This window comes from Pedococcus sp. KACC 23699 (assembly GCF_045348425.1).
Taxonomy (GTDB): domain Bacteria; phylum Actinomycetota; class Actinomycetes; order Actinomycetales; family Dermatophilaceae; genus Pedococcus.
In genome coordinates this window covers 923,093-935,833 of sequence record NZ_CP157483.1, presented here as the reverse complement: position 1 = coordinate 935,833, position 12,741 = coordinate 923,093, and the positions used below count along the sequence as shown (strand labels likewise).

Here is a 12,741-nt window from a genome sequence, read left to right as displayed (position 1 = left end):
GGTCCCGACGCGATGACCACTGCCGGTGCCCCACCCGTGCCGGACAAGGTGCTCGACCTCTTCGCCGTCCCCGACGACGTGCGACCGCTGGCCGGCGGTCGGGGTGGCAGCGTCGTGGCAGGCGACCTCGTCCTCTCGCCGGGCCGTGACGCCGCCACGCAGGACTGGCTGAGCCCGGTGCTGGCCCGGCAGGCCGTGGCCCTCGACCTCGAGCCGGCGCGAGCGGTGCGCATCGCGATGCCGATCCCGGCCCGCGAGGGCTCGTGGGTGGTCGACGGCTGGGCGGCCAGCCGATACGAGCCCGACACCACCGCCTGCACCGACCTCGACGTGCTGGTGGCCACCGGCCGGTTGCTCCACGCGAGGCTCGCCGTGGCCGTGCCGCAGCGCCCCGCCGGGCTCGACACGCGCACTGACCGCTGGGCAGAGGCCGACCGCCTGGTCTGGGGTCCGATCGACGCGTTGGCAGCGGCGGTGGCCCGGCAAGGCTCTGGGGTGGCCGACGGCTGGGTGGCCGAGCTGCGGAGCCTCGCCGGGACGGGTTCGCCTCCGGCGCGGTCGGAGCAGCTCGTCCACGGGGACCTCGCGGGGAACGTCCTGCTCGATGCGACGGGGACACCCGTGGTCATCGACCTCGCGCCCTACTGGCGGTCACCGCTGTGGGCCGAGGCCGTCTGTGTCCTCGATGCCGTCACCTGGCACGGAGCCGACCCGACGGCGTTGGAGCACTGGCACCACGGTGAGCACCGGGAGGCGATGCTGCGAGCGCGGTTGTTCCGCCTCCTGAGCGACCCCCAGTAGCCGCCTCAGGCCTCGGCGCCGGTGCCCCACGAGAGGCGCAGGCGGAGCAGCTCCTCGAGGGTCGCGGACTCACCGTCCCGGGCGCCGGCCCCGACCTGCAGCGGGGGAGGCGTCGGCTCGACCGTCACGGTCCGCCACCGCCCGAAGCGCTCGGAGGGGACGACGAGGACGTAGTACGCGCCGTCGGTGCCGATGCCGATGGACTGGTCGCGCCGCAGGTACCACCCGGTGATCCCGGTCTTGTAGCGGCCACGGCCGGACCACGGCCGGGCGGTCAGCTCCTGGGTCGGGAAGCCTGCCTCCGACACCTGCTCCACGAAGCGGTCGATCATCTCCTGCGCCTTGACCGACTCGCGCTCGCGCCGCTTGCGGTCGGCCTCGACGTGGTAGTCCGCGCGCTCGGCCCGTTCTGCTCGCCGCCTGGCGGCGTCGTCGGCCGCGTCGCCCGCCGCGTCGCCCGCCGCGTCGCCGGCCGCGTCGTTGGCCGCGTGGTCGTCAGGCACGGGAGGCCTCCGGGGTCGTGACGTCCTCGACGGGCTCCTTCTTGGGGCTCAGCGACCAGGCGAGCCAGCCGAGGGCACCGAGCGGGATCTCCATCAGATGGGTGTAGACCGAGAACAGGACGGCGCCGGCGACCGCCTCGGCGGGGTCGGCCCCCCAGGCGATGAGGGCCGCCGAGGTCGCGGCCTCGGTGACGCCGAGGCCGCCAGGCGTGACGCCGACCGCGGTCAGCAGGCGACCGAGGGCGTAGGCCGCGAACAGCTGCCCGTAGAACAGCCGGACGCCCGTCGTGTGCATGCAGACGAGGAACAGCACGTAGTAGATCCCGAAGAAGCCGACCAGCCCCAGCGTCATGCTCAGCCAGCCGGTCCGCACGATGTCGCTGATGCGGGCGCGCAGGTCGATGACGAGGGCCTCGACGCTCATGTTGCGCCGCTTGAAGAGCCGTCCCAGCACCTTGTCGAGACCGCGGCCGATGGCCACGGCAGCGGGCTCCGAGACGAGGATGGCCACGAAGATGCCCAGGATGATGGCGCCGCTGATCCCGCCGGCCACCGCAGCGTCCTTGAGGGCGCCCGGCACGTCGGAGTCCGCGCCAGCGAGCAGCGCCGCAATCGCGACGAGCGGCAACGCGATTCGGGCAAGGACGTTCCAGACCCCGGTGACGATCGCGGAGGTCGAGATGTCGCGGCGCGAGAAACCCCAGGAACGACAGATCGTGTATGTCGCGGCGAGACCGGCCGCGCCGCCGCCGGGCAGGAGGTTGCCCACCGACGACCCCGCGACGTTGACGATGAGGGCCTGCCAGTGGCGCAGTCCGTGCAGCGACCCGGTGAGCGTGAAGGTGTAGCAGTAGAGCCCGACGACCACCCCGCCGAGCAGGAACAGCGCCGTGGTGGCGGGCACCCCGCTCAGGACGTGCCAGATCTGCGGCCACGTCACGTGGGCGACCCGTGGCAGGCCCCAGACCAGCAGGGCGGCGGCAAGTCCCAGACCCAGCGCACCCTGCAGCAGGGTCCGTCCCCGCGACCGGGCGGGCCGGGTCCCCGGGCCGTCCGCGGTCGAGGCGGTGCTCATGGGAGGTCCTCGAAGATGTCGGTGGCGATGCGTGACCCCTTCGGGCGGGCCGGGTCGACGAACCACTCGCGGCCGAACACCAGGTCGTACAGCGGCCGGGGGATGCGCAGGAAGGCTGCGAGGGTCCGGTCGGCGCCGGCCTCGGCACTCGCCTGGGAGGCGTGGGCGCGCATGGAGGCCCGCTTCGCGGCGGCATACCGGCGGACGTTGATGCGGTGGGTGATCTCCTCGCGGGCGCTGAACGCGCGGTTGAACCCGTCGCGGTCGAAGTCCGGTGGGAATCGGTAGACCTTCGCCGCGAGGTCGATGGCTCGCGTCATGGTGTCGCGGGGGACCGTGGCCTGCAGGACGCGCGGGGTGCCGGCCAGCGCAGCGGCGCGGGCGCCGACCTGGTGGACCCTGATGTGGTCGCGGTGACCGTAGCCGCCGTTGCGGTCGTAGGACAGCAGGACGTCGGCGTCCTCCTCGCGCAGGATCCTCGCCAGCCGTTCGGCGGCCTCCTCGACGTCGGCGCGCACGAACCGCACCCGCCCCTCGGGGTCTGCGCCGACCTCGCCGACCATCCCGCTGTCGGCGTAGCCCAGCCACTCGACCCTCGACACGCCCAGGGCCCGGGCGCTCTCGTGCAGCTCGGCCAGGCGACGCTCGCCGAGGCGGCCGTCGCCGGTCGAACCCCCGGTGAACTCGTCCGACGCGAGCCCGAGGTCGCCGTCGGTGGCGACCACGACGACCACGCGGTGACCCTCTGCGGCGGCGCGCGCCATCGTCCCCGAGGTCAGGAGCGCCTCGTCGTCGGGGTGGGCGTGGAAGGCCACCAGGGTGTGGGTCATCACGAGCCATCCTGTCGCATGGCAGGCTCTGGTCCGTGAAGGTGGCCCTGCTGACGGACTGTTACCTGCCCAGGCTGGGCGGTATCGAGGTCCAGACGCATGACCTCGCGGCGCGTCTGCTGGCCCGCGGGCACGAGGTGGAGGTGTTCACGGCCACACCGGGAGCCCTCGGCGAGCGCCACGGGGTCGTCGAGGTCGTCGACGACGTGCCGGTCCACCGGATGGCGCTGCGGCTGCCGTGGGAGCTGCCGGTCAACCCGCTCGCGCCGAAGGAGGTCCGGCGCCGGCTGCGCTCGGGCGGGTTCGACGTCGCGCACGTGCACATGGGGGTGGTGAGCCCGTTCGCCACCGACCTCGCCGGCGTGGCCATCGGGATCGACCTGCCGACGGCCATCACCTGGCACTGCCTCATGGAGCGGTCTCGCCCGGTGTTCCGCCTGCTGGGCCACGCCCGCCGCTGGGGTGAGCAGGGGGCCGCGCTGTCGGCGGTCTCCGGTGTCGCCGCGGCGTCCGTGCAGACCGTGGTCGGCACGGACCACGAGGTCCGGGTGCTCCCCAACGGCATCGACACCGACCGCTGGTCGCCCCCGGGGGCTCTGCTGCGCGACCAGGGCGGCCCGGTCGAGGTCGTCGCGTCGATGCGGTTCGCCGCTCGCAAGCGGCCGCTGGCGGTGCTCGAGGTGGCCGCCCGCGCGCGCGAGCTGCTGCCCCCGGAGCGCCGGATGCGCCTGACGGTCTACGGCGAGGGACCGGAACGGCGCCGGCTGGAGAAGTTCGTCGCCAGCCACGCCATGGGGGACTGGGTGCACCTGCCCGGTCGGGTCACCCGCGACGAGCTGCGCGAGAGCTACTGGCGCAGCGACCTCTACCTGACCCCAGCGCGACTGGAGGCGTTCGGGATCGCTGCCCTCGAGGCGCGCACCGCCGGGCTGCCGGTGCTCGCGCGGGCGGACACCGGGGTCGGTGACTTCGTCGTCGACGGCGTGGACGGGGTGCTGGGAGCCGACGACGACGCCTTGGTGGCGGGTCTCGTGCAGCTCGTCACCGACGAGCCCCTGCGGCAGCGCATCGCCAACCACAACGCCACGGTCGCCCCCGAGCAGACGTGGCCGTCGGTGGTCGAGATCGCCGAGTCCGAGTACCGCCGGGCCGGTGCGGTGTGAGCACCCCCGTGCGCGTGCACGGCCGGGCCCCGGACGGTCGTGCGGTGTCCTTCGTCCTCGAGCACGGCGCCGACCCGGTGCGCGAGCTCGTGCGGCGCGGCTGGACGGTCGACGGCCTGGTCGACGCCCACCGCGACACCGACGGCTCGCTGGCCCTGCGGTATGCCGTCGACTCCGCCCCCGTCGTCGGGCCGCCTTCCGCTCCTGGGCCGGCCCCGGTCCCCGCAGAGCCGGTGCCCATGGAACCGGTGCCCACAGCCCCGGTGCCCACAGCCCCGGTGCCCACAGCCCCGGTGCCCATGGAACCGGGGCCCGCGGACCCGGTGCCCACGGACCCGGGACTGGTCGTGGAGCCCGGTGAGGCCGCGCAGGCCTACCAGCGCACCGCTGCATACGGTGTCGTCACCAGCGAGCGTGGCGTCCTGCTCACCGAGCTGTCGGCACTGACCTCGTCGCCGGGCCGGTGGACCCTGCCCGGCGGCGGTCTCGACCCCGGCGAGGAACCGGTCGCCGCCCTGCACCGGGAGGTGTGGGAGGAGAGCGGCCAGCGGGTGGAGGGCGTGCGGCTCCTGGAGGCGCACACGTCCCACTGGATCGGGCGGGCACCGAGCCGCCGGTTGGAGGACTTCCACGCCATCCGGATCGTGTATGCCGCGTGGTGCCCTTCGCCGACCGACCCCGTCGTCCACGACGTCGGAGGGTCGACGGAGTCGGTGCGGTGGGTGCGGGTCGAGGACCTCGGTCACTACCACCTGGGACGGTCGTTCGCCCCGCACATGAAGCGCTGGCTCGGGCGCGCCTGACCCGGCCCTCCGGAACGCTCACTGTGATCACGTGGCGTTGTTGCCCTCGTCCTTCAACGACGCGAAGTGATCACAGTGAGCGGTTGGGTCCTCAGGAGCGGGCGTTGCGACGGTTCGAGCTGACCAGGCCGACGACACCGAGGATGACGAGGACGGCGCCGACCGCGACGAAGCCGAGCGGACCCACATCACCCCAGTCGACGGTGAGGTTGCCGAGCTCCTGGGCCAGGACGATCCCGGCCACGGCCAACGCCACGAGGCCGAGGATGATCGCCGGGGCGTACGGCCCGGTCGGTCGCGGCCGCGCCGGGGGCGGCCACGCGCCTGCCGCTGCGACGGGCGCGGCAGCGCTGGTGTCGACGGGCCCGGTGGAGGGATCCGTGCCGGGGTCAGCTGCTGCCGACGCCCCTTGGGGGAGCTGGGCGGTCGCGGGTCCGAAGACGGTGGTGTCGACCGGTTCGCGGACCTCGGTCGGGGTGTCGTCGCGGACAGGGAGCTGCTGGGTCGCGTCGGTGTCGTGAGTCGTGTCGTCCACGGTGTCCTCGTTGCTCGGGTCGGTCGGGTCGGTGGGCTCGTTGGTGTCGTTGGCGTCGTTGGTGTTCATGGCGTTCACTGCGTGCTGACGAGGATCTGGCCGAGCCCGACGTGGGCGTCGACGACGACGTCGGGCTTGCCTGCGCCGAACGTCTGCACCGTGCTGACGTTGCGGCCGTCGTTCGTGTCGACGGGGGCGGGGGAGGTCTGGTCGGTCGGGGGGCTCAGCGGGTCGAGGGACCCGTAGTCGGCGTGGGTGATCTGACCGGCCGCCACCGAGCTGTGCAGCTCAACGGTGAGGTTCTTCGGGATGCGGATCCGCAGCTCGCCCATGCCGACCCGCGCCTCGACCTGGCGAGCAACGTCGGGGTTGTCCGGCAGCTGGGAGAGGTCGAGGTCGGCCGAGCCGACGCTGAGCGTGTAGGTCTGCGTCGTGTCCGTGACCGAAGGCCGCCAGACCCGCTCGCCGATGCCTCCGCCGAAGGTGACGTCCGGCACCACCGATGCGGTCCAGGTGACCAGGATCAGCACCACCGCCACGAACCCGGTCAGGCCCGACCGTCGTCCGGTGATCCCGAGACCGAGGACGCCCAGCCCGACCACCGCGAGGGCGGCGCACAGGGCCACGGTCTGGTCGCTGCCGGACCAGTGGTTCGCCTGGTGGGCCCAGGAGGTGAGTCCGTATGCCGCGACGGCCAGTCCGCCGATGAGCAGCGTGGCGGCGAGGCCACCGGAGCGTCGGCGAGGTGCCCGGGGTGCCCGCGGGGGCTTGGCAGGTCGCGGCGGCGGCCCGGTGGGGGGAGCCGGGGGAAGGCTGCTCCCGGGCGGAGTGGGGGCGCCGTAGGGCGTGGTGATGGCGCCAGGGAACTCGGTCGGCGTCGTCACGGTCGAGGGCGCGCCGGTCGCGGCAGCCACGGTGGACGACGTGCCACCAGGCGTGGCTCCCGAAGTGGCTCCTGAAGCGGCTCCCGTCGCGGCGCCACCGGGCACGGCCGCAGCGGTGTTGCGCTGGCGGGTCACGAGCCAGACGACGAGGCCGACGGGAAGGACGACCCACCAGATCCAGCTCATGCCGGGCACGTCGCCGGCGAACCCGCTGCCGCCGACGAGCGACAGGCCGATGACGAGCAACAGGACGATCCCGAGGACGTCACCGTCGCGCAGGGCGCGTTCGGCGACGATGTCCTCCTTGTCGTTGGGCAGGAACGCCCAGGCGATGAGGTAGACGGTGATGCCGACGCCGCCCATGACGACGAGCAGCACGAGGACGGCCCGGATGACGATGGGGTCCACGCCGAGCCGGGTGGCGATCCCGGAGCACACGCCGGCGAGCCACTTGTCGTCGCCGTCACGGCGCAGGTCGATGGACCGGAGCCAGCCGAAGAACCGGTCGAGGCCGGAGGTGTTCGTGTCGTTCGTCGGGCCGGTCGTCGGCCCAGGGGTCTGCGTCATGTCATCCATGGTGTCGGCGCCCGGAGGCTCCAACCATGAGGGTCGACCCTGAACCGACCCCGAAAGGCCCTTCCTGCACCCTGAGCGGGCTCGGTTTCGGACCCCGAGTAGGTCAGGATGAGGACATGCCGACTCCCTACGAGCGGCCCGTCCCCCCACCGGAGGCGAGGGCCGCAGAGCGCCGCGCCGCGCGCCGCGTCCTGACGCGCCCCGTCGAGGGCAAGGTGATCGCCGGGGTGAGTGCAGGGCTGGCCGAGCACCTCGGCTGGTCGGTGCGCTGGATCCGGGCGCTGTTCGTGGTGCTGTCCTTCCCCACGGGCGCCGGCCTGGTGGCCTACGTGTTCCTCTGGGCGCTCACCCCGCAGTCGCGTGGCGGCCTCGTCGAGGGCCAGCGCCGGGTCATGGACCCCGCGGCGCCTGATGCGGGCGGACCGGACCAAGGGTCGGTCGAGGCGACCCCCGAGGCCGAGCGCGACGCAACCCGGGTGCTGCTCGTCGGTGGCCTGATGCTCGCCCTCGGCCTGGTCGTCGTGGCCCAGAACGCCGGTCTCAACGCCCGCCTCGGCATCCTCCTGCCGCTGCTCGTCGTGGCGGCCGGCGCGGTGCTCGCCTGGTCGCAGCTCGACGAGCGCCAGCGTGGCCGGTGGCTGGGCGACGGCTCGGGGACGGGACGGTTCAGTGCCGCGCGCCTGGTGTTCGGTGGGGTGCTCGCCCTGGCCGGCCTGGTCATCATGGCCACGCGCGGCCGCTCGCTCGAGGCCATCTGGGACATCGGCGCCGCGGTCCTCGCCGTCCTTGCCGGCGTCGCCCTCATCGCCGCGCCGTGGGGCCTGAGCCTCTGGTCGGACCTGCGCCATGAGCAGGCCGAGCGGGCTCGGGCCACCGAGCGCGCCGACATCGCCGCGCACCTGCACGACTCGGTCCTGCAGACGCTCGCCCTGATCCAGCGCAAGGCCGACGACCCGGCCGCCGTCACCCAGCTGGCCCGGGCGCAGGAGCGCGAGCTGCGGTCCTGGCTGTACGCCGGGCCGGCCGACAGCGACGCCACCCTCGCCGCAGCGGTCGCCGAGGTGGCGCACGAGGTCGAGGACCTGCACGGCATACCGATCGACGTCGTGTCCACGGGTGACCGGCCGCTGGACGACGGGGGGCTGGCGCTCAGCCGCGCTGTGCGCGAGGCGCTGCTCAACGCCGTTCGCCACGGCGCGGCGCCGGTCTCGCTCTACCTCGAGGTCGGACCGTCGGGGGTCGAGGCGTTCGTGCGCGACCACGGACCGGGGTTCGAGCTCGACGAGGTGCCCGACGACCGCCTCGGCGTGCGCCAGTCCATCCTCGGTCGGATGGACCGCCACGGAGGTACGGCGCGGGTGCGCCGCCTCGAGCACGGCACCGAGGTGGTGCTCACCCTCCCCGCGGTGCCGGTGACGCCACCGGTGACACCACCCGCGACGACGTCCGTCACGCCGCCCCAGCAGCCGCCGCAGCCAGCCCCCGAGGAGACCCGTGAACACGCCTGACCGCAAACCCGTCGAGGTCGTCCTCGTCGACGACCACCGGATGTTCCGCTCGGGGGTCAAGGCCGAGCTGGGCGACACCGTGTCCATCGTCGGCGAGGCACCGGACGTGGACACCGCCGTCGCCGTGATCCGTGCGGCTCGGCCGCCGGTGGTGCTGCTCGACGTGCACCTGCCCGGTGGGAACGGCAACGGCGGGGTCGACGTCCTGCACGGCTGCCGCGGTCTGGAGACCGCCGACGGGCAGCCGGTGCGGTTCCTCGCCCTGTCGGTCTCCGATGCTGCCGAGGACGTCATCGCGGTGATCCGGGCCGGTGCCCGCGGCTACGTCACCAAGACGATCAGCGCGACCGACCTGACGCGGGCGATCCAGCGGGTGGCCGACGGTGACGCCGTCTTCTCGCCACGCCTCGCGGGCTTCGTCCTCGACGCGTTCGGCGCGGCTGCCGGTGAGATCGCCGAGGTGGACGAGGAGCTCGACCGGCTCTCGGCCCGGGAGCGAGAGGTCATGCGCCTCATCGCCCGCGGCTACCAGTACAAGGAGGTCGCCAAGGAGCTGTTCATCTCGGTCAAGACGGTCGAGACCCACGTCTCCTCGGTGCTGCGCAAGCTCCAGCTGTCCTCCCGGCACGAGCTCACCGCCTGGGCGATGGGCCGCCGCCTCCTCTGACGGGCACAGCGCGACGACGGGGTCCCGGCAGCGGCCGGGGACCCCGTCGTCGTCTCGCAGGACGAGCTAGAGCTGGACGGTCTCGTTGTCGCCCACGTCGGGCTTGTCACCGGTGACCTTGGCCTTGACCAGGGCGATCACGCTGGCGACGCGGCCGCCGGGGCTGTCCCAGTACTCGGCACTCTCGCCGTGGACCTTGAGCAGCACGACCTCAGGGTCCTCGGGGCCCTTGGCGAACCACGCCTCGGCGAACGGGTTCCAGAGCTCCTTGTTCTTCGCGGCGTCGCGGACGACCTCGGCCGTGCCGGAGACCGACACCCAGGAGGAGCCGCCGGCGTAGCCGATGTTGACGCGCGGGTCGGCCTGGACCTCGGCGACCTTGGGGGAGGAGGCCTCGGCGAAGAACCACAGGTCGCCGTCGAACTCGACCTCCTGGGTGGCCATCGGACGGCTGACGATCGAGCCGTCAGGGCCGATCGTCGTGAACATGCAGGTGCGCTCGTCCTTGACGAGGTCGCGGACCTTGGCGACGGCGTCAGGGTCGTGGGTGGCGGAGTGGTGGGAGTCGGTCACGGTGGTTCCTTCGTCGTCATCTCGGCGTTCGCCCTGCTCAGGGGCTTGTTCCCCGACGCTAACCCGACAGCTGGGAGGCGGCACCTCCTGCAGCCGCGCGGCCGGGGCGCGCGCCCGGACGCTGCCACCGACGGCGCCGATAGGCTGCGGGTCATGCAGCTCGTCTACGACCTCTTCGTCGTCGCCCACCTCCTCGGCATGGCCGCCCTCGTCGGCGGCTGGCTGGTCCTGCTGGCCGGTGCCGGCTCGACCACGGTGATGGCGTGGGGCGCTCGCGCCCAGCTCGTCACCGGGCTCGTCCTGGTCGGGCTCGCCGAAGGAGTCAGCTCGCTGGACGAGCACCTCAACCACACGAAGATCGGCGTGAAGCTCCTCATCGCGCTCGCCGTGGTGGCCCTCCTCGAGATCGGTCGGGCCCGCACCAAGCGCGGCCAGGACGGCAGCAGCCTCGTCCGGGCCGCGGGTGCCCTCGGCGTGGTCAACGTCTTCGTCGCCGCCGTCTGGAACTGACCCCCACCACGTCCGTCGAGAGTCGGGTCCGTGCGCCTCTGACACCTGGGTATGCGGCGCTGGCCCATCGCCTGCGCGACCGCAGCCCCGAGCGCCTCATCGTCGCGGGGTTCGTCCTCGTCGGCGTCGGCGGACCCGACTCTCGGTGATGGTCAGCGGGCGGGCGGCCCGCCCCGGCCGACGGTGCGCGGAGGTGCGTAGCCACCCTCGGGCGGCACCATCTCGGCCCGCACGCCGAGCAGCCTGATCGGCCGGTCGTCGCCGAGTCCCACCAGCAGGTCGAGTGCCGTGGCCGCGATCACCTCGGCGTCGAACGTCGGCTCGGCGAGCTTGCGGATGCGGGTCGTGGTGAAGAACGGTGCGAAGCGCACCTTGAGGTGCACCCGCATGCAGGCCCGCTCCTCGCGCCGAATGTCCTCGACCACCTGCTCCGCCAGCGACGTCAAGGCATCCGAGATCTCTTGCAGCTCAGCCAGATTCGTCTGATAGGTCGTCTCGCGACCATGGGCCCGAGCGATCCACGGCGTGTCGTCAACCGTCCTCGTGCCGATCCCGCGGCCCAGTCGCCGGTAGTGCGGACCCATCGACGGACCGAACTCGGCGACCAGCACCGTCTCGTCGGCCGTCGCCAGGTCGTGCACGGTCTCGATCCCGTGGCCGGCGAGCCGGGCCGCGATCCGTGTCCCGACGCCCCACAGTGCGGTGGTCGGGCGCTCGCCCATCACCTCGAACCAGTTCTCGCGCGTCAGCTCGAAGACGCCGCGCGGTTTGCCGAAGTCGGTGGCGATCTTGGCCCGGACCGTGGTGTCGCCCACGCCCACCGAGCAGTGCAGGTCGGTGCGCTCCAGGACGGCCGCCTGGATGGACCGGGCCACCGCCCACGGGTCGTCGGTCTCGATCCCGACGAACGCCTCGTCCCAGCCGAGCACCTGCACCACGGCTCCCGGGACGGCCTTGAGGGTGGCCATCACCTCGGCTGACGCCGCGTCGTACGCCGGGCCGTCGACCGCCAGGACCACGGCCTCCGGGCACTTGCGGACGGCGAGCTTGAGCGGCATACCGGAGTGGACACCGAAGGCGCGGGCTTCGTAGGAGGCGGTGGAGACCACAGCACGTTCGGTGGGGTCGCCACGACCGCCGACGATGACCGGGAGGCCGGCGAGCTCGGGGCGGCGCAGCACCTCGACGGCGGCGATGAACTGGTCGAGGTCGACGTGCAGCACCCACGGCCGGACGGCCGGGACGTCGGGGCTGACCTCGGGTGCCATGACCCCATCCTGCCCGGTGGGGGTGACGGCGTCAGGGAACGAGCAGGAGCTTGCCCGTGGTGCGCCGGCCCTCGAGGTCGTCGTAGGCGCGGGCGGCGTCGGCAAGCGGGTAGCGACCCCCGATGTCGATCGCGAGCCGACCGGCGGCGATGTCTCCGAGGACGGAGGTCCCGCGCTCGAGCAGCTCCTTGCGCGTGGCGACGTAGCTGCCGAGCGTGGGGCGGGTGACGAAGAGCGAGCCGCCGGTGTTGAGCCGCTGCAGGTCGAAGGGCGGGACCTGACCACTCGCCCCACCGAACAGCACCATCATCCCGCGGGGTCGCAGGGAGGCCAGCGAGGCGTCGAACGTCGACTTTCCGACACCGTCGTAGGCCACGTCGACACCGTTGCCACCATTGGCTTTTCGTACCTCGGCAGCGAGATCGTCGACGTCGCTGTAGTTGATGACGTGGTCGGCGCCGAGGGCCTTGGCGATAGCCAGCTTTTCGGCGGAGCCGGCCGTCGCGACCACGTGCCCACCCTTGGCCTTGACCATCTGGACGAGCAGCTGTCCGACCCCACCCGCCGCGGCGTGGACGAGCGCCACCGTGCCCTCGCCGACGGCATACGTGGAGTTGACGAGGTAGTGCGCCGTCATGCCCTGGAGCATCGCGGCTGCGGCCACGTCGAGCTCGACGCCGTCGGGCACGGGCACGAGGGACGCGACATCGCGGTTGACCACCTCCGCGGCGGCGCCGAGCCCCTGGCCCCAGGCGACCCGGTCACCGACGGCGAGCTCGCTCACCCCGGGGCCGACCGCGGTGACGGTGCCTGCCCCCTCTGAGCAGGAGACGAACGGCGTGGGCAGCGGGTAGACGCCTTGGCGCTGGTAGACGTCGATGAAGTTGACGCCGACCGCCGCCACCGCCACCTGCACCTCACCCTCGCGCGGCGCTCGCACCTCGGTGTCCTGGACCTCCAGGACCGAGGAGTCGCCGTTGCGAGGGACGACGAGGGCTCGGGCGTGCTGCGTGGTCGTTGCGTCGGAAGGCATGCTCCGACCCTA

Annotated in this window: 14 protein-coding genes; 6 read left to right on the top strand and 8 right to left on the bottom strand. The window is 72.9% G+C overall.

Annotation, left to right across the window (positions count from 1 at the left end; translation table 11 throughout):
• Positions 1-12 precede the first annotated feature (12 nt).
• Positions 13-801 carry an aminoglycoside phosphotransferase gene (locus ABEG17_RS04315; RefSeq protein ID WP_406832056.1) on the top strand — a complete coding sequence of 263 codons (789 nt, stop codon included), beginning with the start codon at positions 13-15 and terminating at the stop codon, positions 799-801.
• Positions 802-806: 5 nt separating this feature from the next.
• Here ABEG17_RS04315 and ABEG17_RS04310 read toward each other — a convergent pair whose 3' ends face one another.
• From ABEG17_RS04310 to ABEG17_RS04300, 3 genes are read right to left on the bottom strand one after another with little or no spacing between them, the layout of a single operon-like run.
• A complete protein-coding gene (locus tag ABEG17_RS04310; protein WP_406832055.1) occupies positions 807-1,304 on the bottom strand; it encodes a hypothetical protein in 498 nt (165 codons plus the stop codon).
• Positions 1,297-2,379 (bottom strand): YbhN family protein, encoded by a 1,083-nt coding sequence (locus ABEG17_RS04305; protein WP_406832054.1) that lies wholly within the window; start codon positions 2,377-2,379, stop codon positions 1,297-1,299. Before ABEG17_RS04305 ends, ABEG17_RS04310 begins: the two co-directional genes overlap by 8 nt.
• Positions 2,376-3,209: a PIG-L deacetylase family protein gene (locus ABEG17_RS04300; protein ID WP_406832053.1), complete on the bottom strand. Its 834-nt coding sequence runs from the start codon at positions 3,207-3,209 to the stop codon at positions 2,376-2,378. The genes ABEG17_RS04305 and ABEG17_RS04300 overlap by 4 nt, the downstream gene beginning before the upstream one ends.
• 35 nt (positions 3,210-3,244) lie before the next feature.
• Here ABEG17_RS04300 and ABEG17_RS04295 point away from each other — a divergent pair, with 35 nt between their 5' ends.
• Together ABEG17_RS04295 and ABEG17_RS04290 are read left to right on the top strand one after the other, a co-directional pair.
• Entirely contained in the window at positions 3,245-4,372 is a 1,128-nt protein-coding gene (locus ABEG17_RS04295; protein ID WP_406832052.1) for a glycosyltransferase family 4 protein, read from the top strand.
• On the top strand, positions 4,369-5,175 hold the full coding sequence (locus ABEG17_RS04290) for an NUDIX domain-containing protein (protein ID WP_406832051.1): 807 nt from the start codon (positions 4,369-4,371) through the stop codon (positions 5,173-5,175). The genes ABEG17_RS04295 and ABEG17_RS04290 overlap by 4 nt, the downstream gene beginning before the upstream one ends.
• Before the next feature lie 91 nt (positions 5,176-5,266).
• Here the strand turns inward: ABEG17_RS04290 and ABEG17_RS04285 are convergent, their stop codons facing one another.
• Both ABEG17_RS04285 and ABEG17_RS04280 read right to left on the bottom strand, forming a co-directional pair.
• Positions 5,267-5,779 carry a hypothetical protein gene (locus ABEG17_RS04285; protein ID WP_406832050.1) on the bottom strand — a complete coding sequence of 171 codons (513 nt, stop codon included), beginning with the start codon at positions 5,777-5,779 and terminating at the stop codon, positions 5,267-5,269.
• Between the two features lie 5 nt (positions 5,780-5,784).
• Positions 5,785-7,161, bottom strand: a complete 1,377-nt coding sequence (locus ABEG17_RS04280) for a PspC domain-containing protein (protein WP_406832049.1) — start codon at positions 7,159-7,161, stop codon at positions 5,785-5,787.
• A gap of 125 nt (positions 7,162-7,286) precedes the next feature.
• Between ABEG17_RS04280 and ABEG17_RS04275 the strand changes: the two genes are divergently transcribed.
• Both ABEG17_RS04275 and ABEG17_RS04270 read left to right on the top strand, forming a co-directional pair.
• The gene (locus ABEG17_RS04275; RefSeq protein ID WP_406832048.1) at positions 7,287-8,678 is read left to right on the top strand and encodes a PspC domain-containing protein; all 1,392 of its coding nucleotides are present in this window, start codon (positions 7,287-7,289) and stop codon (positions 8,676-8,678) included.
• Entirely contained in the window at positions 8,665-9,345 is a 681-nt protein-coding gene (locus ABEG17_RS04270; protein ID WP_406832047.1) for a LuxR C-terminal-related transcriptional regulator, read from the top strand. The genes ABEG17_RS04275 and ABEG17_RS04270 overlap by 14 nt, the downstream gene beginning before the upstream one ends.
• A 66-nt stretch (positions 9,346-9,411) precedes the next feature.
• Here the strand turns inward: ABEG17_RS04270 and ABEG17_RS04265 are convergent, their stop codons facing one another.
• Positions 9,412-9,918, bottom strand: a complete 507-nt coding sequence (locus tag ABEG17_RS04265; RefSeq protein ID WP_406832046.1) for a pyridoxamine 5'-phosphate oxidase family protein — start codon at positions 9,916-9,918, stop codon at positions 9,412-9,414.
• A gap of 153 nt (positions 9,919-10,071) precedes the next feature.
• On the opposite strand from ABEG17_RS04265, the gene ABEG17_RS04260 reads away from it, so the two are divergent.
• Positions 10,072-10,428 carry a hypothetical protein gene (locus tag ABEG17_RS04260; RefSeq protein ID WP_406832045.1) on the top strand — a complete coding sequence of 119 codons (357 nt, stop codon included), beginning with the start codon at positions 10,072-10,074 and terminating at the stop codon, positions 10,426-10,428.
• A 152-nt stretch (positions 10,429-10,580) separates the two neighbouring features.
• Here the strand turns inward: ABEG17_RS04260 and ABEG17_RS04255 are convergent, their stop codons facing one another.
• Positions 10,581-11,696, bottom strand: coding sequence for a DNA polymerase IV (locus tag ABEG17_RS04255; RefSeq protein ID WP_406832044.1), 1,116 nt, complete (start codon positions 11,694-11,696; stop codon positions 10,581-10,583).
• Positions 11,697-11,727: 31 nt separating this feature from the next.
• The gene (locus tag ABEG17_RS04250) at positions 11,728-12,729 is read right to left on the bottom strand and encodes a quinone oxidoreductase family protein (RefSeq protein ID WP_406832043.1); all 1,002 of its coding nucleotides are present in this window, start codon (positions 12,727-12,729) and stop codon (positions 11,728-11,730) included.
• Positions 12,730-12,741 lie beyond the last annotated feature (12 nt).